The 26,412-nt window shown below is 57.5% G+C and carries 19 protein-coding genes; 12 read left to right on the forward strand and 7 right to left on the reverse strand.

All coding sequences use genetic code 11. The annotated features are described in order from the left end of the window. From ADJ24_RS20350 to ADJ24_RS20365, 4 genes are all read right to left on the reverse strand, one after another. Positions 1 to 768, reverse strand: a 768-nt coding sequence (locus ADJ24_RS20350; RefSeq protein WP_048703599.1) for a MurR/RpiR family transcriptional regulator, incomplete at its 3' end; no start/stop codon positions are given. Beyond that, positions 768 to 1,613: a 3-mercaptopyruvate sulfurtransferase gene (gene sseA, locus ADJ24_RS20355; protein ID WP_023308820.1), complete on the reverse strand. Its 846-nt coding sequence runs from the start codon at positions 1,611 to 1,613 to the stop codon at positions 768 to 770. The genes ADJ24_RS20350 and sseA, both read right to left, overlap by 1 nt. 90 nt (positions 1,614 to 1,703) lie before the next feature. After that, positions 1,704 to 3,071: a 6-phospho-alpha-glucosidase gene (locus ADJ24_RS20360; protein ID WP_023308819.1), complete on the reverse strand. Its 1,368-nt coding sequence runs from the start codon at positions 3,069 to 3,071 to the stop codon at positions 1,704 to 1,706. A gap of 12 nt (positions 3,072 to 3,083) precedes the next feature. Next, positions 3,084 to 4,628, reverse strand: coding sequence for a PTS transporter subunit EIIC (locus ADJ24_RS20365; protein WP_023308818.1), 1,545 nt, complete (start codon positions 4,626 to 4,628; stop codon positions 3,084 to 3,086). A gap of 286 nt (positions 4,629 to 4,914) precedes the next feature. Between ADJ24_RS20365 and ADJ24_RS20370 the strand changes: the two genes are divergently transcribed. The 12 genes from ADJ24_RS20370 (at position 4,915) to ADJ24_RS20425 (ending at position 23,468) form a co-directional block, all read left to right on the forward strand. Next, positions 4,915 to 9,867 (forward strand): alpha-2-macroglobulin family protein, encoded by a 4,953-nt coding sequence (locus ADJ24_RS20370; RefSeq protein WP_048703604.1) that lies wholly within the window; start codon positions 4,915 to 4,917, stop codon positions 9,865 to 9,867. 1 nt (position 9,868) lies between these two features. Beyond that, a complete protein-coding gene (pbpC, locus tag ADJ24_RS20375) occupies positions 9,869 to 12,193 on the forward strand; it encodes a peptidoglycan glycosyltransferase PbpC (RefSeq protein WP_032667907.1) in 2,325 nt (774 codons plus the stop codon). A gap of 156 nt (positions 12,194 to 12,349) precedes the next feature. Further along, positions 12,350 to 12,781: a nucleoside-diphosphate kinase gene (gene ndk / locus ADJ24_RS20380; protein ID WP_003860625.1), complete on the forward strand. Its 432-nt coding sequence runs from the start codon at positions 12,350 to 12,352 to the stop codon at positions 12,779 to 12,781. Between the two features lie 169 nt (positions 12,782 to 12,950). Beyond that, positions 12,951 to 14,117: a bifunctional tRNA (adenosine(37)-C2)-methyltransferase TrmG/ribosomal RNA large subunit methyltransferase RlmN gene (locus ADJ24_RS20385; protein ID WP_014171168.1), complete on the forward strand. Its 1,167-nt coding sequence runs from the start codon at positions 12,951 to 12,953 to the stop codon at positions 14,115 to 14,117. Between the two features lie 293 nt (positions 14,118 to 14,410). Continuing rightward, a complete protein-coding gene (gene rodZ / locus ADJ24_RS20390) occupies positions 14,411 to 15,439 on the forward strand; it encodes a cytoskeleton protein RodZ (protein WP_048703608.1) in 1,029 nt (342 codons plus the stop codon). A 26-nt stretch (positions 15,440 to 15,465) separates the two neighbouring features. Next, the gene (gene ispG / locus ADJ24_RS20395; RefSeq protein WP_023308814.1) at positions 15,466 to 16,584 is read left to right on the forward strand and encodes a flavodoxin-dependent (E)-4-hydroxy-3-methylbut-2-enyl-diphosphate synthase; all 1,119 of its coding nucleotides are present in this window, start codon (positions 15,466 to 15,468) and stop codon (positions 16,582 to 16,584) included. Positions 16,585 to 16,664: 80 nt separating this feature from the next. Further along, positions 16,665 to 17,939 carry a histidine--tRNA ligase gene (gene hisS, locus ADJ24_RS20400; protein ID WP_045355313.1) on the forward strand — a complete coding sequence of 425 codons (1,275 nt, stop codon included), beginning with the start codon at positions 16,665 to 16,667 and terminating at the stop codon, positions 17,937 to 17,939. A 13-nt stretch (positions 17,940 to 17,952) separates the two neighbouring features. Beyond that, a complete protein-coding gene (locus ADJ24_RS20405; RefSeq protein ID WP_023308812.1) occupies positions 17,953 to 18,573 on the forward strand; it encodes a YfgM family protein in 621 nt (206 codons plus the stop codon). 10 nt (positions 18,574 to 18,583) lie between these two features. Then, positions 18,584 to 19,762, forward strand: coding sequence for an outer membrane protein assembly factor BamB (gene bamB / locus ADJ24_RS20410; RefSeq protein WP_008502135.1), 1,179 nt, complete (start codon positions 18,584 to 18,586; stop codon positions 19,760 to 19,762). A 112-nt stretch (positions 19,763 to 19,874) separates the two neighbouring features. Further along, positions 19,875 to 21,347, forward strand: a complete 1,473-nt coding sequence (der, locus tag ADJ24_RS20415; RefSeq protein WP_023308811.1) for a ribosome biogenesis GTPase Der — start codon at positions 19,875 to 19,877, stop codon at positions 21,345 to 21,347. A 299-nt stretch (positions 21,348 to 21,646) separates the two neighbouring features. Next, the gene (locus ADJ24_RS20420; RefSeq protein ID WP_023308797.1) at positions 21,647 to 23,188 is read left to right on the forward strand and encodes a peptide MFS transporter; all 1,542 of its coding nucleotides are present in this window, start codon (positions 21,647 to 21,649) and stop codon (positions 23,186 to 23,188) included. Positions 23,189 to 23,246: 58 nt separating this feature from the next. Next, complete coding sequence (locus tag ADJ24_RS20425; protein WP_023308796.1) at positions 23,247 to 23,468, forward strand: zinc ribbon domain-containing protein; 222 nt, start codon at positions 23,247 to 23,249, stop codon at positions 23,466 to 23,468. Here ADJ24_RS20425 and ADJ24_RS20430 read toward each other — a convergent pair. Genes ADJ24_RS20430 through xseA form a run of 3 tightly spaced genes read right to left on the reverse strand, consistent with a single transcriptional unit; the run spans position 23,465 to position 26,267 of the window. Then, a complete protein-coding gene (locus ADJ24_RS20430) occupies positions 23,465 to 23,815 on the reverse strand; it encodes a protealysin inhibitor emfourin (protein WP_023308795.1) in 351 nt (116 codons plus the stop codon). The two genes, ADJ24_RS20425 and ADJ24_RS20430, sit on opposite strands and share 4 nt — an antisense overlap. Beyond that, positions 23,816 to 24,835, reverse strand: a complete 1,020-nt coding sequence (locus ADJ24_RS20435; RefSeq protein ID WP_023308794.1) for a M4 family metallopeptidase — start codon at positions 24,833 to 24,835, stop codon at positions 23,816 to 23,818. A gap of 58 nt (positions 24,836 to 24,893) precedes the next feature. Further along, positions 24,894 to 26,267 carry an exodeoxyribonuclease VII large subunit gene (gene xseA / locus ADJ24_RS20440; protein ID WP_023308793.1) on the reverse strand — a complete coding sequence of 458 codons (1,374 nt, stop codon included), beginning with the start codon at positions 26,265 to 26,267 and terminating at the stop codon, positions 24,894 to 24,896. Positions 26,268 to 26,412: the final 145 nt, after the last annotated feature.

Below are 26,412 nucleotides of genomic sequence, written 5' to 3' on the forward strand. Positions count from 1 at the left end.
CCCCGTTGCTTCCAGCAGCAGTAAATCCATCAGCAGCACCAGATTCGACTCAAACGACGTCACCCCCGCGGCTTCGGCGGCGAAGTGTACCGCTTCGTCATAGAGGGCAAAATGCACGTCCGCCATCCCCGCCAGCGTATTGGCCGAGGCGCGGGTAAACGCGACAATCGTCATACCGACGTTTTTGGCAATCCGCGCTTTATCCAGCACCTGCTCGGTTTCGCCGCTGCGCGAGACGGCAATAAACACCTGATAGCGTGAGGCGTTGCTGAGGAAAATATTCCGGCTGTCTCCCGGCCCGGAGATAAACGCCGTTTTGCCCAGCACCTGCAGCTTCTTGGTCAGGTACTCCGCAAACAGATAGGAAAAACCAGCCCCGTAGAGAAAGAAGCTCTCTTTCTGGCGCAGCAGGTCGGCAAACTGCTGGCGCTTCTCCTGCGTGACCCACTGGAAGGTGTGCTGATAGTTGGCGATAAACTGATTAAACAGCACCGGGAGTTCTGGAAGGGAGGGCGCCTGGGCGGCAATATGCGGCGTGTCGGAGAGCAATTGCTTGCAGTGCCAGATAAACTCGCTAAAGCCGCTAAACCCCAGCTTCTGACACAGCCGCATGATGGTGGCGGTGGAAACAAATGTCGCCTGCGCCAGCTCTCGCACCGTGATGTTGCCCACCAGCATCGGGTGCTCCGTGAGGTGGGCGAGGACGCGATACTCCGCGCGGGTCAGCGACGCACCGCGCGTTAACAGCGTGAACAGGCGGTTATCCATTATTTCGCGGGTTCGACAGGCAGATCGTCCCGCGCACCCCATTCGCTCCAGGCGCCATCGTAAAGCGTGACGTCGTTTACGCCAAGCGTGGCGAGCGCCAGGATCACCACGCAGGCCGTTACGCCGGAGCCGCAGCTGGCAATAATCGGACGATGTAAATCAACGCCAGCACGGTCAAAAATAGCCCGCAGCTCGTCGGTGGTTTTCAGCTCGCCCTCAAACACCAGATCGCCCCACGGCACGTTCAGCGCCCCCGGAATATGTCCGCGCTTCAGCCCTGGACGCGGTTCATCCGCTTCGGCATTGAAGCGCGGAGCAGGACGGGCATCGACGATTTGCGCCGTTTTTTCATGGCTCACGACCAGCACGTCGGTCAGGCGTTTTACCACGTGCGCGTCGAACGTGGCGTCGAACTCGCCTTCCGGAAGCGTCACGTCACCCTGCTGGAGCGGCAGCTCGTCGCGCTTCCAGCCCGCCAGCCCGCCCGCCAGAATCGAGACTTTTTCCACGCCGAAGTTCTTCAGCATCCACCACGCGCGCGGGGCGGAGAAGAGGTTACCTTCATCATAGACAACAAGGTGTTTGTCTTTGCTGACGCCCAGCTCGCGCATCGCCACAGAAAACGCTTCCGGGCGCGGCAGCATGTGCGGCAGGGGAGAGTTGCGATCGGAGAGGGCTTCGATATCAAAAAATACCGCGCCAGGCAGATGCCCTGCACGGTATTCACCGGGCACGTCGCGATGCTCTTGCCCCGGCGGGGCCATACGCGCGTCAATTATCTGAACTTCCGGATCGTCACCGTGCTCAATCAGCCAGTCGGCGGCGACAAAATATGAGGTGGACATGGGTTGCCTCCATTCTTTTCCGTAAAAAAGGATTGTCGGTGTTTTTTCTGACACCGACAAGCAAACCACGTTCAACTCGCGAGCAAGCCCCTATTTTTTCACCGTTTCGCCGTCCTGCCAGGCTTTTTGCAGCGCAGGCCAGTAGTCGCGGTTGGCCTCGATCATCTCATCAAGAATCGCTTTCGCGTGTTCCATGGTCGGCACGGTGCGGTTGAGGGTAAACGCCTGCAGGGCTTTCTCATAGCTCCCCTCGATGGTCGCTTCCACCAGCAGCTGCTCAGACGCAAGCTGCTGTTGCAAAAGGGTCTGATGGAACAGCGGCACCTGACCGACGCGAATCGGTTCCGGGCCTTCGGAGGTGATATAAGCGGGCACTTCCACCACCGCATCGTAAGGCAGGTTGATAATCGCCCCGCGGTTTTCCACCATCACCAGATGGCGGCTTCGCAGGTTAAAGGCCAGCGAGCAGGCGACATCGACGATAAACTCGCCGTGGACGCCCACGTGGAAGGCGTCCGGCAGGATCCCGGTGCGCTTGTATTCTTCGGCAGCGGCGAACAGCTTTTTCTCGCGCCCGTCCATGACTTCATTGGCGCGGGTATAGTCCGGGTTCTGATGCTCCACAATCTGGTTCGGCATCAGGTAGTACTGCAGATACGGGTTCGGCAGATACTCCGGGAAGTTGTCCATGATTGGCTTAATGTTGCGCCAGGTTTTTACCCACGAAGGATCCGAGTGCTGCGGGTCGGTTTTGGCCGCGTCTTCCGTCAGCAGGCCAAACTTCGCGATATGTTTACGCAGCTCGGGAAGCTTGTCTTCGCCGTCCACCAGCACGCGGGTAAACCAGCCGAAGTGGTTCAGGCCGAAGTAGTCCACCTCCAGCCTGCGGCGATCGACACCCAGAATCGCCCCCATATTGCGCATCGCGGCCACCGGCATATCGCAGATGTTCAGCACCCGCGCATTTGGCCGCAGGCGGCGCACGCCCTCTGCGACGATCGCCGCCGGATTGGAGTAGTTCACGATCCAGGCTTTTTCGTGCGCGTAGCGATCGACCAGATCGATAAGCTCCACCATCGGCAGGATCGTGCGCAGCCCGTACGCCAGGCCGCCGGGCCCGCACGTTTCCTGCCCGACCACGCCGTGGCGCAGCGGGATCTTCTCATCCTGCTCGCGCATTTTATACTGGCCGACGCGCATCTGGGCGAAGACGAAATGCGCGCCGCTGAACGCTACTTCCGGGTCACTGGTAACGGTGAACTTGATGCTCTGGCTGTGGTCGCGAATGACCTTTTCGACGACGGGCGCAATGGTGTTCTGGCGCGCCTCGTCGATGTCATAAAGGCGGATTTCAGCCAGCGGGAAATCCTGCAGGCGCACCATCAGGCTTTTCACAATGCCCGGCGTGTAGGTGCTACCGCCGCCGGCAATCGACAGAATGAATGGGGGTGTAAACATCTTTAGCTCCTTTCAGAGAAACGTCTCAACGGCTTCTCGCATTTTTTTGACGTGCAGCCCGTAGACCACCTGAACGTTGTTACCTTGTTTGATAATCCCTTTCGCGCCGGTCGCCTTGAGCCGCGGCTCGTCGATAATGGCGACGTCCTTCACCGTGACGCGTAAGCGGGTGTAGCAGTTGTCCACCACCTCAATGTTTTCCCTGCCGCCCAGACCCGTCACGATGGATTCGCCCAGCCCGTCGTTATTGCCCTTCGCCTGGTACTCCTGCTTGCTGTAGAGGCGCGTCTCCCGATCGTCATCCTCACGGCCCGGCGTTTTCATGTTGAAGCGCAGGATCAGGAAGCGGAACACCACGAAGTAGAGGGCAAACATGATCAGCCCGACCACGATGTACATCGGCCAGTTGGACTTCTCCGTGCCGAGCGGCAGGTTGTAGAGGATGAAGTCGATAATCCCGTTGGCGCCGATGGCGTGAACGCCCAGCAGCGAGAACAGCATCATGCCGATGCCGGTCAGCACCGCGTGCACCACGAACAGCAGCGGGGCGACGAACAGGAAGGAGAACTCAATCGGCTCGGTTACGCCGACCAGCAGCGAGGTCAGCGCCGCCGGGATCAGAATGGCTTTCGCAATGGCTTTACGCTCCGGCCTGGCGGTCATATACATCGCCAGCGCGGCGGCAGGCAGGCCGAACATCTTGCTGATGCCGCGCGCGTCCCACACCACGGTGCTGCTGAGCTGCTTCACGTCCGGGCAGGCCATCTCGGCGAAATAAATATTGCGCGCGCCCTGATAGGTTGCGCCGCACACCTCCTGCGTGCCGCCCAGCTCGGTATAGAGGAACGGGGTATAAACCAGATGGTGCAGGCCGGTGGGGACCAGAATTCGTTCCAGGAAACCGTAGATTGCCACGCCAAACGGCCCGGAGCCTTTGATGGCCAGCGCCAGGGCGCTAATGCCGTGCTGGGCAAACGGCCACAGTTCACTCATCACCACGCCGAGCAGCATGGAGACGGGAAGCATGACGATGGCGACAAAACAGTGGCCGGAGTAAATCGCCATCGCGCCGTTAAACTGTACGCCGGAGTATTTGTTGTACAGATATCCGGATAGCGCCCCGGTCAGGATCCCGGCAAAAACGCCCATCTCCAGCACCTGCACGCCCAGCACCATGGTCTGTCCGGCCGCTTTCATCTGGGCCGCTGGCGCCAGCGCGCCCTGCAGCTGTAGCGTGACGTTCATGGCGTTGATGAACACGACGAAGGTCACCAGACCAATCAGCGCGGCATAGCCTTTATCACGCGTCGCCAGACCAATCGGGATCCCGACGGCAAACACCAGCGCCAGGTTAACCAGCACCGACACGGCAGATTTCGCGATAAGCTGACCAGTATGCTGAATCAGAGGATGTCCAAGAAACGGCAGGTATTCAGCGAGACTACCGTTACCCAGCACGTTACCAAAGGCGATAAACAGACCGACGATCGGTAAGATAAGTACCGGTCCGTACAATGATTTTCCGAAATTTTGTAGGGCGTTCACGGCTCGTTTCATGGCTTTCTCTCTTTTTGAACCGCGCACTCGGGGTGCGTCATGGTCATAAAACTAGCAGTCTTCACGCGCGCATATCCAGCTATCTTCTTGTTTTAAAAACAAATGACTTGAAAGGTAACATGTGACGTTATGTGCTGTGATCGCGGTTCCATCACGGCGTAGCGACGTGATGCCATTCTGCGAGACGCTTTCCAGTTTTTAAAATTGGCCTTTTTGAATTAATGAAACTTGCGGATAATACTTATCCGGACGACGACCAACAGGCTCCATGGGCCAGGGATAAAGGATGAAACCGTTTCGCTTAGCCGCGCTTTCTCTTGCGCTGCTTACCACGTTTACGCTTGTCGGCTGTGATAACAGCGACGATAAACCCCAGGCTGCGGCTCCCGCGGCAACCACCGCATCCACACCGAAAGCTGCAGAAAAACCCAACGCAGAAACGCTGGCTAAACTGGCTGCCCAGAGTCAGGGAAAAGCGCTGACGTTGCTGGATACCTCAGAAGTTCAGCTCGACGGTGCCGCCACGCTGGTGCTGACCTTTTCTGTTCCGCTAAATCCCGATCAGGATTTCGCCAAAACGGTGCATGTCGTGGATAAGAAAAGCGGTAAGGTTGACGGGGCGTGGGAACTTGCGCCTAACCTGAAAGAGCTTCGACTGCGCCATCTGGAACCTAACCGTAACCTGGTCGTCACCGTTGAACGTGACCTGCAGGCGCTGAACAAGGCGACGTTTGGCATTGATTATGAAAAAGCCCTGACCACCCGGGACATTGAACCGACCGTTGGTTTTGCCAGCCGCGGCTCGCTGCTGCCGGGTAAGGTGGTGGAAGGTCTGCCGGTGATGGCGCTCAACGTCAACAATGTCGATGTCAACTTTTACCGCGTGAAGCCGGAATCGCTGGCCTCCCTTGTCAGCCAGTGGGAGTACCGTAACTCGCTGACCAACTGGGAATCCGATAACCTGCTGAAGATGGCGGAGCTGGTTTACACCGGTCGATTCGATCTTAATCCGGCGCGCAATACGCGCGAAAAATTGCTGTTGCCCCTGAAGGATATTAAACCGCTCCAGCAGTCTGGCGTTTACATCGCGGTCATGAACCAGGCAGGGCACTACAACTACAGCAACGCCGCAACGCTCTTTACCTTAAGCGATATTGGTCTGTCCGCTCACCGTTATCATAACCGCCTGGATATTTTCACTCAGAGTCTGGAAAACGGTGCGGCGCAGTCCGGCGTGACCGTCACGCTGCTGAACGACAAAGGCCAGACTCTCGCTGAGGCGAAGAGCGATGCCGACGGTCATGCGAAGCTTGAAACGGACAAAGAAGCCGCGCTGATTCTGGCGAGCAAAGACGGCCAGACCACGCTGCTTGACCTCAAGCTTCCGGCGCTGGATCTGGCGGAGTTCGATATTGCCGGTAGCCCCGGCTACAGCAAGCAATTCTTTATGTTTGGCCCGCGCGATCTCTATCGTCCGGGTGAAACAGTGATCCTCAACGGCCTGCTGCGCGACAGTGACGGTAAGCCGCTTCCCGATCAGCCCGTGAAGCTTGACGTGCTGCGCCCGGATGGACAGGTCGCGCGTACGATTGTCGTCAAGCCAGAGAATGGGCTCTATCGCTTTAACTATCCGCTGGACAGCGGAGCGCAGACCGGTATGTGGCATATCCGTGCCAACACGGGCGATAACCTGCAGCGCCTGTGGGACTTCCACGTCGAAGACTTCATGCCCGAGCGTATGGCATTGAACCTGAGCGGACAAAAATCGCCGGTTTCACCGCAGGATAACGTGGACTTTAACGTGGTGGGCTATTACCTGTATGGCGCACCGGCCAACGGTAATTCTCTGCAGGGCCAGCTTTTCCTGCGTCCGCTGCGTGACGCGGTGGCTGCGCTGCCGGGCTTCCAGTTTGGCGATATCGCCGAGGAGAACCTGAGCCGCAGCCTGGATGAAGTTCAGCTTACGCTTGATGAGCAGGGGCGTGGACAGGTTTCTACCGAAAGCCAGTGGAAAGAGGTGCACTCTCCGCTGCAGCTGATCCTGCAGGCCAGCCTGCTGGAGTCGGGCGGTCGTCCGGTGACGCGTCGCACCGAGCAGGCCATCTGGCCAGCGGCTGAGCTGCCGGGTATTCGCCCTCAGTTCGCCAGTAAAGCCGTTTACGACTACCGCACCGATACCACCGTCAACCAGCCGATTGTTGACGAGAACGGTAACGCCAGCTTCGACATTGTTTACGCCGATGCCAGCGGCGCGAAAAAGGCCGTTTCCGGGTTACAGGTTCGCCTGATTCGCGAGCGTCGGGACTACTTCTGGAACTGGTCAGAGAGCGAAGGCTGGCAGTCTCAGTTCGATCAGAAAGATCTGGTTGAAGGCGAGCAGGAGCTGACGCTCAAGGCCGACGAGACGGGTAAAGTCTCCTTCCCGGTGGAGTGGGGCTCTTATCGTCTGGAGGTGAAAGCGCCTGATGAGATGGTCAGCAGCGTACGCTTCTGGGCGGGATACAGCTGGCAGGATAACAGCGACGGCACAGGGGCTGCACGCCCTGACCGCGTGACGCTGAAGCTGGATAAGCCAGCCTATCAGCCAGGCGATACCATCAACCTGCACATTGCCGCGCCGGCAGCAGGCAAGGGCTATGCGATGATTGAGTCCAGCGAAGGGCCGCTGTGGTGGAAAGAGATCGATGTACCGGCAAACGGGCTTGATCTCGCTATCCCGGTCGACAAAGCCTGGAAACGTCACGATCTCTACCTCAGCACGCTGGTGGTGCGTCCTGGTGATAAATCCAAATCCGCCACGCCGAAACGCGCGGTCGGCCTGCTGCATCTGCCGATGGGCGACGAAAATCGCCGTCTGAACATTGCGCTTGATAACCCACAGAAGATGCGTCCAAATCAGACGCTCTCGGTGAAGGTGAAAGCCAGCGTGAAAGAGGGTGCCGTGCCGCAGAAGGTTAACGTACTGGTCTCGGCGGTAGACAGCGGCGTGTTGAATATTACCGATTACGTTACGCCCGATCCGTGGCAGGCTTTCTTCGGCCAGAAGCGCTATGGCGCGGACATTTACGATATCTACGGCCAGGTCATCGAAGGGCAGGGCCGCCTGGCCGCGCTGCGCTTTGGTGGTGACGGTGATGAACTTAAGCGCGGCGGTAAGCCGCCGGTGAACCACGTCACCATTATTGCTCAGCAGGCACAGCCGGTCACGCTGGATGCCAACGGAGAAGGCACGGTTGCGCTGCCGATAGGAGACTTCAACGGTGAGCTGCGTCTGATGGCGCAGGCCTGGACGGAGGACGATTTCGGCAGCAGTGAAAGCAAGGTTGTGGTGGCCGCGCCGGTCATTGCCGAGCTTAACACGCCGCGCTTCCTGGCAAGCGGGGATACCTCGCGGCTGACGCTGGATATCACTAACCTCACCGACCAGCCGCAAACGCTGAACGTCGCCTTGACCGCGACAGGAAAACTGTCGCTGGAAGGCGGGCAGCCGCAGCCGATTCAGCTGTCTCCTGGCGCACGCAACACCCTGTTTATTCCGGTGCGTGCGCTGGACGGTTATGGTGACGGTGAAGTGATCGCTCAGGTGACCGGCCTGCAGCTCCCGGGTGAGACCTTCGCCCCGCAGCAAAAGAGCTGGAAAATCGGCGTGCGTCCGGCGTTCCCGGCGCAGACGGTGAATACCGGTGCCATGCTGAATCCCGGCGAGTCCTGGACCGCACCGGCGCAGCATAGTAACGGTTTCTCTCCTGCTACCCTGCAGGGACAGCTGCTGCTGAGCGGCAAACCACCGCTTAACCTGGCGCGCTATATTCGCGAACTGCAGGCGTATCCGTATGGCTGCCTGGAACAGACCACCAGTGGCCTGTTCCCGTCGCTCTACACCAACGCGGCGCAGCTGACTGCACTTGGCATCAAAGGCGACACCGATGATAAGCGCCGTGCGGCGATTGATATTGGCATCTCTCGCCTGCTGCAGATGCAGCGTGAGGACGGTGGTTTTGCGCTATGGGATAAAAACGGCCCGGAAGAGTACTGGCTGACGGCCTACGTGACCGACTTCCTGGTGCGCGCGGGCGAGCAGGGTTACAGCGTACCTGCCGATGCGGTGAATAACGCCAATAACCGCCTGCTGCGCTACCTGCAGGATCCGGGAATGATGTCCATTCGCTACAGCGATGATACTCAGGCCAGCAAGTTCGCCGTGCAGGCCTATGCCGCGCTGGTGCTGGCACGTCAGCAAAAAGCGCCGCTGGGCGCGCTGCGTGAAATCTGGGATCGCCACGAGCAGGCGGCTTCCGGGTTGCCGCTGATGCAGCTGGGCATGGCGCTCAAGCTGATGGGCGATGCACCGCGCAGCCAGCAGGCGCTGGACCTGGCACTCAAAACGCCGCGTAACGACAGCAAAACCTGGATGGCCGATTACGGCAGCCAGCTTCGCGATAACGCTCTGATGCTCTCCCTGCTGGAGGAGTACAAGCTGCTGCCGGTTGCGCAGAATACGCTGCTGAATGCTCTGTCTGAACAGGCCTTCAGCCAGCGCTGGCTGTCAACGCAGGAGAGCAATGCGCTGTTCCTGGCCGGACGTTCGCTGCAAACCTTGTCCGGTACATGGCAGGCGAAAACCTCTCTGTCTGAGACCGCATCTGGCGGCGATAAGTCACTGGTACAAAACGTGAGCGGCGACCAGCTTGGCGCGCTGCAGGTGACCAATACTGGCACGACTCCGCTGTGGGTGCGTCTGGACAGCACCGGCTATCCGGAATACGCGCCTCAGCCGAGCGCGAACGTGCTGCAGGTTGAACGTCATATCCTGGCAACCGACGGCAGCACTAAATCACTCTCTTCCCTGAAGAGCGGTGAGCTGGTGCTGGTGTGGCTGGAAGTTAAAGCCAGCCAGAACGTGCCGGATGCGCTGGTGGTGGATCTCCTCCCTGCGGGTCTGGAGCTGGAAAACCAGAACCTGGCAAGCAGCAGCGCCAGCCTGCAGGACAGCGGTAGCGAAGTACAGAACCTGCTCAGCCAGATGCAGCAGGCGGACATTCAGCATATGGAATTCCGCGACGACCGCTTTGTGGCCGCCGTGCCGGTAAATGAAGGTCAGCCAGTCACGCTGGTCTATCTGGCGCGCGCCGTGACGCCGGGAACCTATCAGGTGCCGGTCCCGATGGTGGAGTCTATGTACGTTCCGCAGTGGCGGGCAACGGGGTCGGCCAGCGGCCCGCTGATTGTTGTTCCGTAATATGCGAATGGCACGTCTGACACGCTCCCGCTGGCTATGGCTGGCGGGAGCGCTTCTCGTTTTATGGGGGCTGATTGTCGCCGCCGACCGCCTGTGGCCGCTGCCTCTGAAAGAGGTTAACCCCGCCCGGGTGGTGGTGGATGAGAAGGGCACGCCGCTCTGGCGTTTTGCCGATAGCGACGGTATCTGGCGCTACCCGGTTACCATTGAAGAGGTCTCTCCCCGCTACCTTGAGGCGCTGATCCAGTATGAAGATCGCTGGTTCTGGGATCACCCTGGCGTAAACCCGCTTTCTGTCCTGCGCGCTGCCTGGCAGGATCTCAGTTCTGGCAAAGTCGTCTCTGGCGGAAGCACGCTCACAATGCAGGTGGCACGCCTGCTGGACCCACATCCGCGCACCTTTGGCGGCAAAGTTCGTCAGCTCTGGCGGGCGATGCAGCTGGAGTGGCATCTTTCCAAGCGAGACATTCTCACCCTCTATCTCAACCGCGCTCCGTTTGGCGGCACGCTGCAGGGCGTCGGAGCGGCAAGCTGGACCTATCTTGGCAAACCGCCGTCGCAGCTCAGCTATTCCGAAGCGGCGCTGCTGGCGGTACTGCCGCAGGCACCCAGCCGCTTGCGTCCGGACCGCTGGCCTGAACGGGCCGAGGCGGCGCGCAACAAAGTGCTAGACCGCATGGTCACGCAGGGCGTCTGGTCCGCGAAGCAGGTCAAAGAATCACGGGAGGAATCGGTATGGCTGGCGCCCCGGCAGATGCCGCAGCTGGCACCGCTCTTTGCGCGCATGATGCTAGGCAAAAGCCGCGACACTAAAATTGTCACCACGCTGGATGCCGGGCTACAGCGGCAGCTGGAAGAGCTGGCGATGAACTGGAAATCTCGCCTGCCGGCACGCAGCTCGCTGGCGATGATCGTCGTGGATCATACCGATATGAAAGTGCGCGGCTGGGTCGGCTCGGTGGATATTAACGATGACACGCGTTTCAGCCACGTGGATATGGTCAATGCGATCCGATCCCCGGGATCGGTGTTAAAGCCCTTTATTTACGGTATGGCGCTGGACGATGGCCTGATCCATCCCGCCTCGCTGCTCCAGGACGTTCCCAGAAAAACCGGTGATTATCGCCCCGGGAATTTTGACAGTGGGTTCCACGGACCGGTCAGCATGAGTGAAGCGCTGGTGCGCTCCCTCAACCTGCCCGCGGTACAGGTACTGGAAGCCTACGGGCCAAAACGTTTTGCCGGGATGCTGAGCAACGCGGGATTGCCGCTGATCCTGCCCGCGGGGGCGCAGCCGAATCTGTCCCTGATCCTCGGTGGGGCAGGCGCCCGGCTGGCGGATATCACAGCGGCCTACAGCGCCTTTGCCCGACACGGTAAGGCGGGAAGGCTGCGTTTACGGCCGGGCGATCCGCTCATTGACCGTCCGCTGCTTTCGCAAGGCTCGGCGTGGATTATTCGCCGTATTCTGGCGAACGAGGCGCAGCCGCTGCCGGATAATGCGCTACCGCAAATCGCGCCGCTGGCGTGGAAAACCGGCACCAGCTACGGCTACCGTGATGCCTGGGCGATTGGTCTGAATGCCCGTTACGTAATAGGCATCTGGACAGGACGACCGGACGGCACGCCCGTAGCGGGGCAGTTTGGTTTCGCCAGCGCGGTTCCGCTATTAAACCAGGTGAATAACCTGCTTCAGTCACGCTCATCGGTAGACGAGGCCCGCCTGCCGCGCGACCCGCGTCCGGAGAACGTCGGGCGGGGCGTGATCTGCTGGCCGGGCGGCCAGTCGCTGCCGGAAGGGAGTGAAAACTGTCGGCGTCGCCTGTCGACCTGGCTGCTGGAAGGGAGTGAACCGCCCACGCTGCTATTGCCCGAACAGGAAGGGATACGCGGCATTCGTTTCCCGGTCTGGCTGGATAAAACGGGTAAACGCGTGGCGGCAGATTGCCCTGATGCAACTGAAAAAGTCCTGGATGTCTGGCCGCTGCCGCTGGAGCCGTGGCTGCCGGCGACCGAGCGTCGCGCGGTACGGGTCCCTCCTTCATCAACCACCTGTCCTCCGCTGTCGCAGGATGCACCTGCGCCACTCATCCTGACAGGCGTGCGTGAAGGGGCCGTCATCAAACGTCTGCCGGGGGAATCCCGCGTTTCGCTGCCGCTTCAGGCGACCGGCAATAGCGGTGAGCGCTGGTGGTTTTTGAACGGTGAACCGCTGAATGTGAAGGGAAGAGTTTACACATTACAGCTTGATAAATCTGGCGATTATCAGTTACTCGTTATGGATGAGACCGGGCAGGTCGCGACGGTGAATTTTACGCTGCAGTAATCTGAAAACAGCTTTCAGATGTGAGCTGTTGCTAAAACTCGTCTTATTTTAAAAAAATGTTACCTGAATCCATAGGCAATGGCGCTATTGCTCATTATAATCCGCGCCACACCATACTCAGGTATGCAAAACAACAGAACATTGACAGAGGTTATCATGGCTATTGAACGTACTTTTTCCATCATCAAACCAAACGCGGTGGCAAAAAACGTTATTGGCAGCATCTTCGCTCGCTTTGAATCTGCAGGGTTCAAAATTGTTGGCACCAAAATGCTGCACCTGACCGTTGAGCAGGCTCGCGGTTTCTACGCTGAGCACGAAGGTCGCCCATTCTTTGACGGCCTGGTTGAGTTCATGACCTCCGGTCCAATTGTGGTATCCGTGCTGGAAGGCGAAAACGCAGTACAGCGTCACCGTGACCTGCTGGGCGCAACCAACCCGGACAACGCGCTGGCGGGTACTCTGCGCGCTGACTATGCAGACAGCTTCACCGAGAACGGTACCCACGGTTCTGACTCTGTTGAATCTGCTGCACGCGAAATCGCTTTCTTCTTCGCTGAAGGCGAAGTGTGTCCACGCACCCGTTAATTTAACGGTTTCGTTTACACATTATTTTCGTAAATGCCGCGTCCAGACGTGGCATCCCTGCGCCAGACTTTGTACAATGCAACGCCCCGGACGAGCAGACTGCTTTCCGGGGCGTTTCTATTCAACCCTCCATGGGCCATAACGTGTAACAACGAGGCCGGAAAATATTATGTCTGAATTAGTGAATACCTCCGAAGTCGCCATTCCTGCGGTTCCCAATAAAAATGGAAAAATCAACCTGCTGGATCTGAACCGTCAGCAGATGCGCGAGTTCTTTAAAGAGATGGGCGAAAAGCCGTTTCGTGCCGATCAGGTCATGAAGTGGATGTACCATTACTGCAGCGACAATTTTGATGACATGACTGACATCAACAAGGTCCTGCGCAACAAGCTTAAGGAAGTGGCTGAAATCCGCGCACCGGAAGTGGTGGAAGAGCAGCGCTCAGCGGATGGCACCATCAAATGGGCGATTGCGGTAGGCGATCAGCGCGTTGAGACCGTCTACATCCCGGAAGAAGACCGCGCCACGCTGTGTGTCTCCTCTCAGGTAGGCTGTGCGCTGGAGTGCAAATTCTGCTCTACCGCGCAGCAAGGCTTTAACCGTAACCTGCGGGTGTCAGAAATTATCGGCCAGGTCTGGCGTGCCGCGAAAATCGTCGGTGCGGCAAAAGTAACCGGTACGCGTCCTATCACCAACGTGGTGATGATGGGGATGGGTGAGCCGCTGCTGAACCTGACCAACGTCGTTCCGGCGATGGAAATCATGCTGGATGACTTCGGTTTTGGTCTGTCCAAGCGTCGCGTCACGCTGTCTACCTCTGGCGTTGTGCCTGCGCTGGACAAGCTGGGCGATATGATTGACGTTGCGCTGGCGATCTCCCTGCATGCACCAAACGACGAAATTCGTGACGAAATTGTGCCGATCAACAAAAAGTACAATATCGAAACCTTCCTCGCTGCGGTGCGTCGCTATCTGGAGAAATCCAACGCCAACCAGGGCCGCGTCACCATCGAGTACGTGATGCTTGACCACGTCAACGACGGTACCGAACATGCACATCAGCTGGCTGAACTGCTGAAAGATACGCCATGTAAAATCAACCTGATCCCATGGAACCCGTTCCCGGGCGCGCCGTATGGCCGTAGCTCGAACAGCCGTATCGACCGTTTCTCCAAGGTGCTGATGGAGTATGGTTTCACCACCATCGTGCGTAAAACCCGGGGTGATGATATTGATGCAGCATGCGGACAGCTGGCTGGTGACGTTATTGACCGTACCAAACGTACCCTGCGTAAACGCATGCAGGGCGAGACGATCGCGGTTAAAGCTGTTTGATTATTATGCACCCACGGCGCATTATCTGCGCCGTGAAGCATACTCTTACTGAATAATCAGTCAGATTCGTGATGACTGAACAATAATTACGGTGCGTTTCATCCGACTTTCGGGCAGTATGTAACGACGTAACAACAGTTTAGCCGTACGGGCAGGGCTGTACTGTCATCTCCGGGCTGACAGTCTTATACTCTCTGTTCAAGGTTAACTGACCAGAAGTTTCGCGGTGCGGGTGGCATTGTGACTCACCGGCACCTGAACCCTTATTTTTCACGTACCAGTAGTTGTAGCGAATGAATACTGAAGCCACTCACGACCAACATGAAGCACTCTCCACTGGCGTTCGTCTTCGCAACGCCCGTGAACAACTCGGACTCAGCCAGCAAGCCGTTGCGGAACGCTTGTGCCTGAAGGTTTCCACGGTTCGCGATATTGAAGAAGATAAGGCACCTGCCGATCTGGCTTCAACGTTCTTGCGCGGTTATATCCGCTCTTACGCAAAACTGGTGCATATCCCCGAAAACGAATTACTGCCAATGATGGAGAAGCAGGCACCGGTCCGTGCAGCAAAAGTTGCGCCGATGCAGACTTTCTCCCTGGGGAAACGTCGTAAAAAACGCGATGGCTGGCTGATGAGCTTTACCTGGCTGGTGCTGTTTGTGGTGATCGGTCTGACCGGCGCATGGTGGTGGCAAAACCACAAGGCCCAGCAGGAAGAGATCACCACCATGGCCGATCAATCCTCCGCCGAACTCAACCAGGCCGGAAGTGAGAATGCCCAGAACGTGCCGCTGAATACCGACGGCGCAGCTTCCTCAAGCGAGCCACAGACCGCAGCGCCAGACGCCTCGGCGACCGATGCTGTACAGGCTCCGGCAGCAACGGCTAACACCGCTGCGCCGCAGGCTCAGGATCAAAACGCGGTTGTTGCCCCTTCTCAGGCTAATGTTGATACTGCGGCGAACGCGCCTGCGGCGAACGCGCCTGCGGCTGCTCAGCCTGCGGACAATAGCGCAGCGACTCTGCCAACCAGCCCGGCGGGTACGGCGACAGCAGCCGATCCCAACGCGCTGGTGATGAACTTCAGCGCTGACTGCTGGCTGGAAGTGACTGACGCGACAGGTAAAAAACTGTTCAGCGGCCTGCAGCGTAAAGATGGCACGTTAAACCTAACCGGCCAGGCTCCCTATAAACTTAAAATCGGCGCTCCGGCAGCGGTACAGATCCAGTATCAAGGAAAACCTGTCGACCTGAGCCGCTTTATCAGAACTAACCAGGTTGCACGTCTTACCGTTAATGCCGAACAATCAGCAGCACAGTAACAGACGGGCAACGCGGGAGATTTTTCATGCATAACCAGGCTCCGATTCAACGTAGAAAATCGAAACGGATTTACGTTGGGAATGTGCCAATCGGCGATGGGGCACCTATCGCCGTTCAGTCGATGACCAACACGCGCACTACCGATGTAGAAGCGACGGTCAATCAAATCAAAGCATTAGAACGTGTAGGCGCGGACATTGTTCGCGTCTCCGTCCCGACCATGGATGCCGCTGAGGCGTTCAAACTGATCAAACAGCAGGTCAGCGTTCCGCTGGTGGCTGATATTCACTTCGACTACCGCATCGCGCTGAAAGTGGCCGAATACGGCGTCGATTGCCTGCGCATTAACCCGGGCAACATCGGTAACGAAGAGCGTATCCGCATGGTCGTGGACTGCGCCCGCGATAAAAATATTCCTATCCGTATCGGCGTTAACGCCGGTTCCCTGGAAAAAGACCTGCAGGAAAAATACGGCGAGCCGACGCCACAGGCGCTGCTCGAATCCGCGATGCGTCATGTCGATCATCTCGATCGTCTTAACTTCGATCAGTTCAAAGTCAGCGTAAAAGCGTCCGACGTGTTCCTGGCGGTAGAGTCTTATCGTCTGCTGGCAAAACAGATCGACCAGCCTCTGCACCTCGGGATCACCGAAGCGGGCGGCCTGCGCAGCGGCTCTGTAAAATCTGCGATCGGTCTGGGGCTGCTGCTCTCCGAAGGGATCGGTGACACCCTGCGCGTCTCGCTGGCGGCCGATCCGGTCGAAGAGATCAAAGTCGGTTTCGATATCCTGAAGTCACTGCGCATTCGCGCGCGTGGGATCAACTTCATTGCCTGCCCAACCTGCTCACGTCAGGAGTTTGATGTGATCGGGACGGTGAATGCCCTGGAGCAGCGTCTGGAAGACATTATCACCCCGATGGACGTCTCCATCATCGGCTGTGTGGTAAACGGTCCGGGTGAAGCGCTGGTGTCAACCCTGGGCGTGACCGGCGGTAACAAGAAAAGTGGTCTCTATGAAGATGGCGTTCGTAAAGATCGTCTGGATAATAGCGACATGATCGACCAGCTTGAAGCCCGCATCCGCGCCAAAGCCGCCATGATGGACGAAACACAGCGTATCAGCGTTCAGCAGGTTGAAAAATAACGTGATGGGAAGCGTGCCGCTTCCCATGTATGATTGAACCCATTCTTTGGGTTTTTTTTGTATATAGAAAGAGAATAAACGTGGCAAAAAACATTCAAGCCATCCGCGGCATGAACGATTATCTGCCTGGCGAAACCGCCATCTGGCAGCGCATTGAAGGCACACTGAAGCAGGTGCTCGGCAGCTACGGTTACAGCGAAATCCGTTTGCCGATTGTAGAGCAGACCCCGTTATTCAAACGCGCGATCGGTGAAGTCACCGACGTGGTTGAAAAAGAGATGTACACCTTTGAGGACCGCAACGGCGACAGCCTGACCCTGCGTCCGGAAGGTACGGCGGGCTGCGTACGCGCCGGCATCGAACATGGTCTTCTGTACAATCAGGAGCAGCGCCTGTGGTATATCGGCCCGATGTTCCGCCACGAACGTCCTCAGAAAGGTCGTTATCGTCAGTTCAATCAGCTGGGTGTGGAAGTCTTTGGCCTGCAGGGTCCGGACATTGACGCCGAACTGATTATGTTGACGGCCCGCTGGTGGCGCGCCCTCGGTATCGCCGATCACGTTTCCCTTGAGCTGAACTCTATCGGTTCTCTGGAAGCTCGCGCTAACTACCGCGATGCGCTGGTAGCGTTCCTGGAACAGCATAAAGAGAAGCTGGACGAAGACTGCAAACGTCGCATGTACAGCAACCCGCTGCGCGTACTGGATTCCAAAAACGCGGATGTTCAGGCACTGCTGAACGATGCGCCTGCTCTGGGTGACTACCTGGATGAAGAATCTCGCGAACACTTCGCGGGCCTGTGCAAGCTGCTTGAGGCGGCAGGCATCGCCTATACCGTGAATCAGCGCCTGGTGCGCGGTCTGGACTACTACAACCGTACCGTGTTTGAGTGGGTGACCACCAGCCTCGGTTCTCAGGGTACCGTATGTGCGGGCGGCCGTTATGACGGTCTGGTTGAGCAACTTGGCGGTCGCGCAGCCCCTGCTGTTGGCTTCGCGATGGGCCTTGAGCGACTTGTTTTGCTGGTTCAGGCAGTTAATCCGGAATTTAAAGCAGATTCTGTTGTCGATATATACCTGGTGGCTTCAGGCGCGGAAACGCAGTCTGCGGCGATGCAGCTTGCCGAACGCGTGCGCGATGCGCTCCCGGACGTTAAGCTGATGACCAACCATGGCGGCGGCAACTTCAAAAAACAGTTTGCTCGTGCCGATAAGTGGGGCGCAAGTATTGCACTGGTGCTGGGCGAGTCCGAAGTGGCTAACGGCGAAGTGGTGGTGAAGGACCTGCGCTCTGGTGAGCAGACAACGGTAACGCAGGACGGCGTTGCGGCGCACTTGCGCACTCTATTGGGCTAAGGAGAAGGACTGCGTGGAAATTTACGAGAACGAACACGATCAGGTCGACGCGATTAAGCGCTTCTTTGTTGAAAACGGCAAAGCGCTGGTTGTTGGGGTTATTTTAGGTATCGGTGCGCTGGTGGGGTGGCGTTACTGGAACAATCATCAGGCAGATTCCGCGCGTGGCGCGTCCCTGTCCTATGAAAATACCGTGAGCGCAATTCGTGCCGATCAGCCGCAAACGCTGGCTGCGGCAGAAAAATTTGCGGCTGACAACAAAAACACCTACGGTGCACTGGCTGCGCTGGAAGTGGCTCAGCAGTACGTTGATAAGAACGAACTGGATAAAGCCGCTGCACAGCTCTCGCAGAGCCTTGCTGCGGCCAGCGATGAGAACCTGAAAGCGGTGATCAATCTGCGCCTGGCACGTATTCAGGTTCAGCAGAAAAAAGCTGACGATGCGCTGAAAACGCTCGATACCATCAAAGGCGAAGGTTTTGCTGCCATCGTTGCCGATCTGCGCGGTGAAGCACTGCTGAGCAAAGGTGACAAAGCGGGCGCGCGTAAAGCGTGGCAAGCTGGCGTAGAGAGCAATGCTTCACCTGCGCTGAGCGAAATGATGCAGATGAAAATAAATAATTTGTCCGTCTGAGAGGGACCCGATGCAATTGCGTAAATTACTTCTGCCAGGACTGCTTTCTGTTACGTTATTGAGTGGTTGTTCACTGTTCAGTGGCGAAGAAGACGTTGTGAAAATGTCCCCACTGCCGACGGTTGAAAACCAGTTTACCCCATCCACCGCGTGGGATGTCTCCGTGGGCAATGGGATTGGTGATTTCTATTCCAACCTTCATCCTGCGTATGCCGACAGCGTTGTCTATGCCGCTGACCGAAAAGGTACCGTGAAAGCGGTGAACGCCGATGACGGGAAAGAAGTATGGTCCGTTAACCTGGCGGAAAAAGACGGCTGGTTCTCCCGTAAACCTGCACTGCTGTCTGGCGGTCTGACCGTTGCCGGTGGTCATGTCTACGTGGGCAGCGAAAAAGCGCAGGTTTATGCGCTGAACAGCAGCGACGGCTCCATTGCCTGGCAAACAACCGTAGCGGGTGAATCCCTGTCTCGTCCGGTAGTAAGCGACGGTCTGGTGCTGATTCATACCAGCAACGGCCAGCTGCAGGCGCTGAATGAAGCGGACGGTCTGGTGAAATGGACCGTTAACCTGGATATGCCTGCGCTCTCTCTGCGCGGCGAATCCGCGCCGGCTACCGCATTTGGTGCTGCCATTGTGGGCGGTGACAACGGTCGCGTGAGCGCAGTGCTGATGCAGCAGGGCCAGATGATCTGGCAGCAGCGTATCTCTCAGGCTACTGGCTCAACGGAAATTGACCGTCTGAGCGACGTAGACACAACGCCAGTCATCGTTAACGGTGTGGTTTACGCGCTGGCCTATAACGGCAACCTGACCGCGCTGGATCTGCGCAGCGGCCAGATCATGTGGAAACGTGAGCTGGGCTCTGTGAACGATTTCATCGTTGAGGGCAACCGCATCTATATGGTCGATCAGAACGACCGTCTGCTGGCTCTGAGCACTGAAGGCGGCGTGACGCTGTGGACGCAAAGCGATCTGCTGCACCGTCTGCTGACTGCTCCGGCACTGTACAACGGTAGCCTGGTGGTTGGCGACAGCGAAGGGTATATGCACTGGATCGATCCGGATAACGGCCGCTTTGTTGCACAGCAAAAAGTCGACAGCTCTGGTTTCCTGACCGATCCGGTTGTGGCCGACGGCAAACTGCTGATTCAGGCAAAAGACGGCACGCTGTACGCGATCACGCGTTAATTACCCGGCGGTTGTAGTATACTAAACGGCTCCTGTTCACTCAGGAGCCGTTTTGACATTTTTAAAAACGCCGCAAAAGCGACGTTATTTTGAATTTTATGAGGCTTCAAACATGGTACCTGTGGTCGCGCTTGTCGGGCGCCCTAACGTTGGAAAATCCACTCTTTTTAACCGTTTAACACGCACCCGTGATGCGCTGGTTGCGGATTTCCCGGGGCTGACGCGTGACCGTAAGTACGGTCGTGCAGAGGTGGAAGGACGTGAGTTCATCTGTATTGATACCGGTGGTATTGACGGCACAGAAGACGGCGTTGAAACCCGCATGGCGGAACAGTCGCTGCTGGCGATTGAAGAAGCGGATGTGGTGCTGTTTATGGTGGATGCGCGCGCTGGCCTGATGCCGGCGGACTCCGCTATTGCCAAACACCTGCGTTCACGCGAAAAGCCGACCTTCCTGGTGGCGAACAAAACTGACGGCATCGATGCCGATCAGGCCGTCGCGGATTTCTGGTCTCTGGGCCTGGGTGAGATCTACCCGATTGCGGCATCGCATGGCCGTGGCGTCACCAGCCTGCTGGAAACCGTTCTGCTACCGTGGGTTGATGAAGTGAACCCGCCGGAAGAGGTGGACGAAGACGCTGAATACTGGGCGCAGTTCGAAGACGGAGAAGAGGGCGAAGAAGAGCCTGAAGACGACTTCAACCCGCAGGACCTGCCGATCAAGCTGGCCATCGTGGGTCGTCCAAACGTAGGTAAGTCTACGCTTACTAACCGTATTCTGGGTGAAGAGCGCGTGGTCGTTTACGACATGCCGGGCACCACCCGTGACAGTATCTACATTCCTATGCAGCGCGATGAGCGTGAGTATGTCCTCATCGACACCGCCGGGGTGCGTAAGCGCGGGAAAATCACCGATGTGGTGGAAAAATTCTCCGTTATCAAAACCCTGCAGGCGATCGAAGATGCTAACGTAGTGCTGCTGGTCATCGACGCACGCGAAGGTATCTCCGATCAGGACCTCTCTCTGCTCGGCTTTATCCTCAATAGTGGGCGCTCACTGGTTATCGTAGTCAACAAGTGGGATGGCCTGAGCAATGAAGTGCGCGAGCAGGTGAAAGAGACTCTCGACTTCCGTCTGGGATTTATCGACTTTGCCCGCGTGCACTTCATCTCTGCGCTGCACGGCAGCGGAGTGGGTAACCTGTTCGAATCCGTGCGTGAAGCGTACGACAGCTCCACCCGTCGTCAGAGCACCGCCATGCTGACCCGCATCATGAATATGGCTGCAGAAGACCATCAGCCGCCGCTGGTGCGCGGCCGTCGCGTGAAGCTGAAATATGCCCACGCCGGTGGTTACAACCCGCCAATCGTAGTAATTCACGGCAACCAGGTGAAAGACCTGCCGGATTCCTACAAGCGCTATCTGATGAACTACTTCCGTAAATCGCTGGACGTAATGGGCACGCCTATCCGTATCCAGTTTAAGGAAGGGGAAAACCCGTTTGCCAACAAGCGCAACACCCTGACGCCAAATCAGATGCGTAAGCGTAAGCGCTTGATTAAGCACATTAAGAAAAGCAAATAAGCTTTACCTGCTTCACGAAAGCCCGCGTTTATCGCGGGCTTTTTTTGCCCAATCATACCGCCGGTTTTCTCTGTGTGAAGTCAATCACTATTCACTTTTAACCAAGTTTAAATCTAAGAAAGTAGACAATCGTCGAATTTTCATCTTAAAGTCCAGGGTCCGGTACTAGACAAAACTAGCGCCTGGTTATCAAATGGTTAACTAACTTTTCGCCGCATGTAAAAAATCGGCCAGATACGTAACTGGCCGGCGTACCTGCTGGTGTTTACAAGCACGACGACATACCTTTCGGGAGAATTATGCAATCCACTGTTAATCAAAAAGAGAGCCGAACGTTCTTCGGCCATCCGTATCCGCTCGGTTCCCTGTTCTTCACCGAGATGTGGGAGCGTTTCTCATTTTACGGCATTCGTCCGTTACTGATCCTTTTTATGGCCGCCACCGTCTATGACGGCGGGATGGGCCTGGCGCGTGAAAACGCCTCGGCGATTGTCGGTATCTTTGCCGGTACCATGTACCTGGCCGCGCTGCCGGGCGGCTGGCTGGCGGATAACTGGCTCGGTCAGCAGAGAGCCGTCTGGTACGGTTCAATTCTGATTGCGCTCGGCCACCTGTCGATTGCGCTCTCTGCGGTAATGGGGAACAACCTGTTCTTTATCGGCCTGATGTTCATCGTGCTTGGCTCCGGGCTGTTTAAGACCTGTATCTCGGTGATGGTCGGCACCCTGTATAAAAAAGGCGACGCGCGTCGTGACGGCGGTTTCTCGCTGTTCTATATGGGCATCAACATGGGCTCGTTCATCGCGCCGCTGATTTCCGGCTGGCTGATTAAAACCCACGGCTGGCACTGGGGCTTTGGTATTGGCGGCATCGGGATGCTGGTGGCGCTGATTATCTTCCGCGTGTTTGCCGTTCCGGCGATGAAACGCTATGACGGCGAAGTCGGCCTCGACTCCACCTGGAACAGCCCGGTGGTGAAGCGTAACGGCGTGGGCGTTTGGCTGCTGGCGCTGGCGGCAGGCGTGGCAACGATCGTGACGCTGATTGCGCAGGGCGTGATTGTGATTAACCCGGTCGCGGTAGCCAGCGTGCTGGTCTACGTGATTGCGGCATCCGTTGCCCTCTACTTTATTTATCTGTTTGTTTTTGCGGGCCTGAATCGTAAAGAGCGCGCCAGGCTGTTGGTCTGCTTTATTCTGCTGATCTCCGCGGCGTTCTTCTGGTCCGCGTTTGAGCAGAAGCCAACTTCATTCAACCTGTTTGCCAACGACTACACTAACCGCATGATTGGTGATTTTGAAATCCCGGCGGTGTGGTTCCAGTCAATCAACGCCCTGTTCATCATTCTGCTGGCTCCGGTGTTTAGCTGGGCATGGCCGAAGCTCGCGAGCAAAAACATTCGTCCGAGCAGCATCACCAAGTTTGTTATTGGTATTCTGTGCGCGGCGGCGGGCTTTGGCCTGATGATGCTGGCGGCACAGAACGTGCTGAGCAGCGGTGGAGCGGGCGTGTCGCCGTTCTGGCTGGTGGGCAGCATCCTGATGCTGACGCTCGGCGAGCTGTGCCTGAGTCCGATTGGCCTGGCGACCATGACGCTGCTTGCGCCGGAAAGAATGCGCGGCCAGATGATGGGGCTGTGGTTCTGCGCCAGCGCGCTCGGTAACCTGGCGGCGGGCCTGATTGGCGGCCACGTGAAGGCCGATCAGCTGGATATGCTGCCGGATCTCTTTGCGCGCTGCTCCATCGCGCTGCTGATCTGTGCCGCGGTACTGATCGTCCTTATTGTTCCGGTGCGCCGCATGCTGGAAAATGCGCAGACTAAACCGGCAGCTGAAGCCTGATAATGTTCAGCCTACCGGGACAGTTATCCTGTCCCGGTAAAACCCAACAGGAGAGAATATGTCGATTACCTGCCCGGAATGCCAGGCACCGCTGGAGCCCCAGAACGGCGTAGCGCACTGCGACAGCTGCAATAAAGATATTGCGCTTGAAGCCCGCTGCCCGGAGTGCCATCAGCCGCTCCAGGTATTAAAAGCCTGCGGCGCGGTGGACTATTTCTGCCAGAATGGCCACGGCCTTATCTCTAAAAAACGCGTGGAGTTTGTTCGGGCCGAAGGTTAATCGCAGACGCAGCCTTCGCCTTTCTTCCACAGCTCAACCAGCGACTCTGGCGCTTCCTGCTCCGGCACCAGCACGACGATATCGGCGTAGTGCGCCTGATTTTGCCCGGTCCAGATAATCTGGATGCGGAAATAGCGCTGGTCGCCGCTGCCGGGTGAAGAGGCTTGCCCCGGCGGCTGGCCGCGTGGAAAAGCCTGCTCCAGGATGCTCACCAGGCGCTGGCGCTGGGCTTCATTGAGCGAGGAGAGCGCGATGGTGCGCTGTCCGCTCAGCCTGGGGATAAAAGCGACGCCGCCTTCCCGGGCCAGCTCAACCACGGCGTCATCCGTCAGTTCCGGAACCTGCATTTACAACACTCCCACCTGTTCCCAGGCTTGTTTAATGGCCGCACCAGCGTCGCCGCCGGAGCGTTTCTCTCCGTGCGCGATCGTCAGTTTTGCGAAGGCCTCAAAATCCGCATCCTGCGCCAGTTTGCGATCGCAAACCGTGTCGTACCAGGCATAACCCGCTTTTTCCCAGGCGTAGCCGCCGATCGCCGTCGCAGCCAGATAAAATGCCCGGTTGGGAATGCCGGAGTTCAGATGCACGCCGCCGTTATCCTCGCGCGTTTTAATGAAATCTTTCATGTGCGCAGGCTGCGGGTCTTTGCCGAGCAGAGGATCGTCATAGGCTGTGCCGGGTTCAGACATTGAGCGCAGCCCTTTGCCGTTAATCCCTTTCGCCAGTAGCCCTTCGCCAATGAGCCAGTCAGCTTTATCGGCGGTTTGCTTCAGATGGTACTGTTTGACCAGCGAGCCAAACACGTCCGACAGAGACTCGTTCAGCGCGCCCGACTGTTCAAAATAGATAAGCCCGGCTTCGGTCTCGGTCACGCCGTGGCTGAGTTCGTGCGCCACCACGTCGATGGCGATGGTAAAGCGGTTAAATATTTCCCCGTCGCCGTCGCCAAATACCATCTGCTGACCGTTCCAGAAGGCGTTCTGATATTCCCGGCCGTAATGCACGGTGCCGGTCAAAATAAGCCCTTTATTATCGAGCGAATCACGCTGATATTCTTTCCAGAAGAAATCATGGGTAATACCCAAATAATCGTAGGCTTCATCCACCGCCACATCGCCGTTCGACGGCTGGCCTTCGTAACGCACCTGCATACCCGGCAGCTCCTGGGTTTGCTTCGCGTCGTAAATATCGCGCTCCAGCTGCCCGGCTTTATTCACGTGCGGCGCGGCGGGTTTGCCCGGCATGTGGGCCATCAGCGTCTGGACATGGGTTAAGGTCTGACGGGCGCAGCGCTGCTGCGGCTCGGAACCGCTTTCGATAATACGACGAAGAATATAAGGGGGAATAACGCTATGAAGATGGGGCATGCTGCTCTCCTTATTAAAAAAGGGAATAGCAGCAGTATAGTAAGTAACCGGCGAAGAATTATCCGGTTTTACGCTGACGCGTTTTTTTCACCGGTTTAATTGATTTCACTTCACTTTCTACCCAGCCGTCGGAAAGACGCGTCGTCAGCACATCGCCGGTATTTACCTGTTTAGTTTGCTTCAGCACTTTGCCGTCCGTCGCCGTCGTCACGCTATAGCCGCGCGCCAGCGTGGAGAGGGGGCTGACGGCTTCAAGGTGGGTCACCGCATTGCCAAAACGCTCGCGGGTGGTGCTCAGCCGCGCCCGGATTGTCTCCGCCAGACGATACTCCAGCTGCTGGATCCGCGTTTGCGCGCGATAGATTTTCGGCTGCGGGTTCTGCTGGTTCAGGCGCTGCGTCACGCGCTGCTGGCGCGATACCGCGCGCTTAAGCTGCGCGTCCACCGCAACGTTCATGCGCTGACGCAGACGATCCAGCACGGTCTGCTGGCGCGCCAGACGCAGCTGCGGATGCTGCTGCTGAAGACGATGATGAAGCTGGGTAAAGCGGCGGGTACGGTTGGCAAGAAAGTAGTCCATCGCCATCTCAAGACGCTGCTGTACGTTCTGAATCTGACGCAGCAGCTCCAGCTGGTTGCGGCTGACCACTTCCGCCGCCGCGGACGGGGTAGGCGCACGCAGATCCGCGACGAAATCCGCAATTGTTACGTCCGTTTCGTGGCCGACGGCGCTCACCACGGGGATAATACTTGCAAAGATTGCCCGCGCCACGCGCTCGTCGTTAAAGCTCCACAGATCTTCCAGCGAGCCGCCGCCGCGTCCGACGATTAAGACGTCACACTCCTGACGCACGTTCGCCAGCTCAATGGCGCGAACTATCTGGCCCGGCGCATCGTCACCCTGAACGGCGGTCGGGTAGATGATGACGGGCAAGGAAGGGTCGCGACGCTTCAGCACGTGCAAAATATCGTGCAGTGCCGCACCGGTTTTCGAGGTGATGACCCCAACGCAGTGGGCGGGGGAGGGCAGCGTCTTTTTGTACTGCTGGTCGAACAGCTCTTCGGCAGAGAGCCTGGCTTTTAGCTGTTCATACTTCTGCTGCAGCAGGCCTTCGCCCGCGGGCTGCATGCTCTCGACGATAATCTGATAATCGCCGCGCGGCTCATACAGGGTGATATTGGCGCGAACCAGAACCTGCTGGCCGTGCTGAGGACGAAACGTCACGCGACGGTTGCTGTTGCGGAACATCGCGCAGCGCACCTGGGCGGTGTCGTCTTTTAGGGTAAAGTACCAGTGACCGGAGGACGGCTGCGTGAAGTTAGAGATCTCACCGCTGATCCAGACCTGCCCCATTTCCTGCTCAAGCAGCAAACGCACCGTCTGATTCAGGCGGCTGACGGTATAAATTGAGGGGGATTGAGAGGATAACATGTGAGCGGGATCAAATTCTAAATCAGCAAGTTATTCAGTCGATAGTAACCTGCTGAGAGGCAATCGCAAGCTTTTTTATAAAAAAGTGTAGATGCAATCGGTTACGCTCTGTATAATGCCACGGCAATATTTAACCACCCAGGTC

Source organism: Enterobacter sp. 940_PEND (assembly GCF_001059415.1).
GTDB lineage: Bacteria > Pseudomonadota > Gammaproteobacteria > Enterobacterales > Enterobacteriaceae > Enterobacter > Enterobacter cloacae_M.

What these genes read in the sequence shown, in the direction of transcription:
- sseA (WP_023308820.1), bottom strand. Translation starts at nt 1,613, where the DNA reads ATGTCCACCTCATATTTTGTCGCCGCCGACTGGCTGATTGAGCACGGT.
- ADJ24_RS20360 (WP_023308819.1), bottom strand. Translation starts at nt 3,071, where the DNA reads ATGTTTACACCCCCATTCATTCTGTCGATTGCCGGCGGCGGTAGCACC.
- ADJ24_RS20365 (WP_023308818.1), bottom strand. Translation starts at nt 4,628, where the DNA reads ATGAAACGAGCCGTGAACGCCCTACAAAATTTCGGAAAATCATTGTAC.
- ADJ24_RS20370 (WP_048703604.1), top strand. Translation starts at nt 4,915, where the DNA reads ATGAAACCGTTTCGCTTAGCCGCGCTTTCTCTTGCGCTGCTTACCACG.
- pbpC (WP_032667907.1), top strand. Translation starts at nt 9,869, where the DNA reads ATGCGAATGGCACGTCTGACACGCTCCCGCTGGCTATGGCTGGCGGGA.
- ndk (WP_003860625.1), top strand. Translation starts at nt 12,350, where the DNA reads ATGGCTATTGAACGTACTTTTTCCATCATCAAACCAAACGCGGTGGCA.
- ADJ24_RS20385 (WP_014171168.1), top strand. Translation starts at nt 12,951, where the DNA reads ATGTCTGAATTAGTGAATACCTCCGAAGTCGCCATTCCTGCGGTTCCC.
- rodZ (WP_048703608.1), top strand. Translation starts at nt 14,411, where the DNA reads ATGAATACTGAAGCCACTCACGACCAACATGAAGCACTCTCCACTGGC.
- ispG (WP_023308814.1), top strand. Translation starts at nt 15,466, where the DNA reads ATGCATAACCAGGCTCCGATTCAACGTAGAAAATCGAAACGGATTTAC.
- bamB (WP_008502135.1), top strand. Translation starts at nt 18,584, where the DNA reads ATGCAATTGCGTAAATTACTTCTGCCAGGACTGCTTTCTGTTACGTTA.
- der (WP_023308811.1), top strand. Translation starts at nt 19,875, where the DNA reads ATGGTACCTGTGGTCGCGCTTGTCGGGCGCCCTAACGTTGGAAAATCC.
- ADJ24_RS20420 (WP_023308797.1), top strand. Translation starts at nt 21,647, where the DNA reads ATGCAATCCACTGTTAATCAAAAAGAGAGCCGAACGTTCTTCGGCCAT.
- ADJ24_RS20425 (WP_023308796.1), top strand. Translation starts at nt 23,247, where the DNA reads ATGTCGATTACCTGCCCGGAATGCCAGGCACCGCTGGAGCCCCAGAAC.
- ADJ24_RS20430 (WP_023308795.1), bottom strand. Translation starts at nt 23,815, where the DNA reads ATGCAGGTTCCGGAACTGACGGATGACGCCGTGGTTGAGCTGGCCCGG.
- ADJ24_RS20435 (WP_023308794.1), bottom strand. Translation starts at nt 24,835, where the DNA reads ATGCCCCATCTTCATAGCGTTATTCCCCCTTATATTCTTCGTCGTATT.
- xseA (WP_023308793.1), bottom strand. Translation starts at nt 26,267, where the DNA reads ATGTTATCCTCTCAATCCCCCTCAATTTATACCGTCAGCCGCCTGAAT.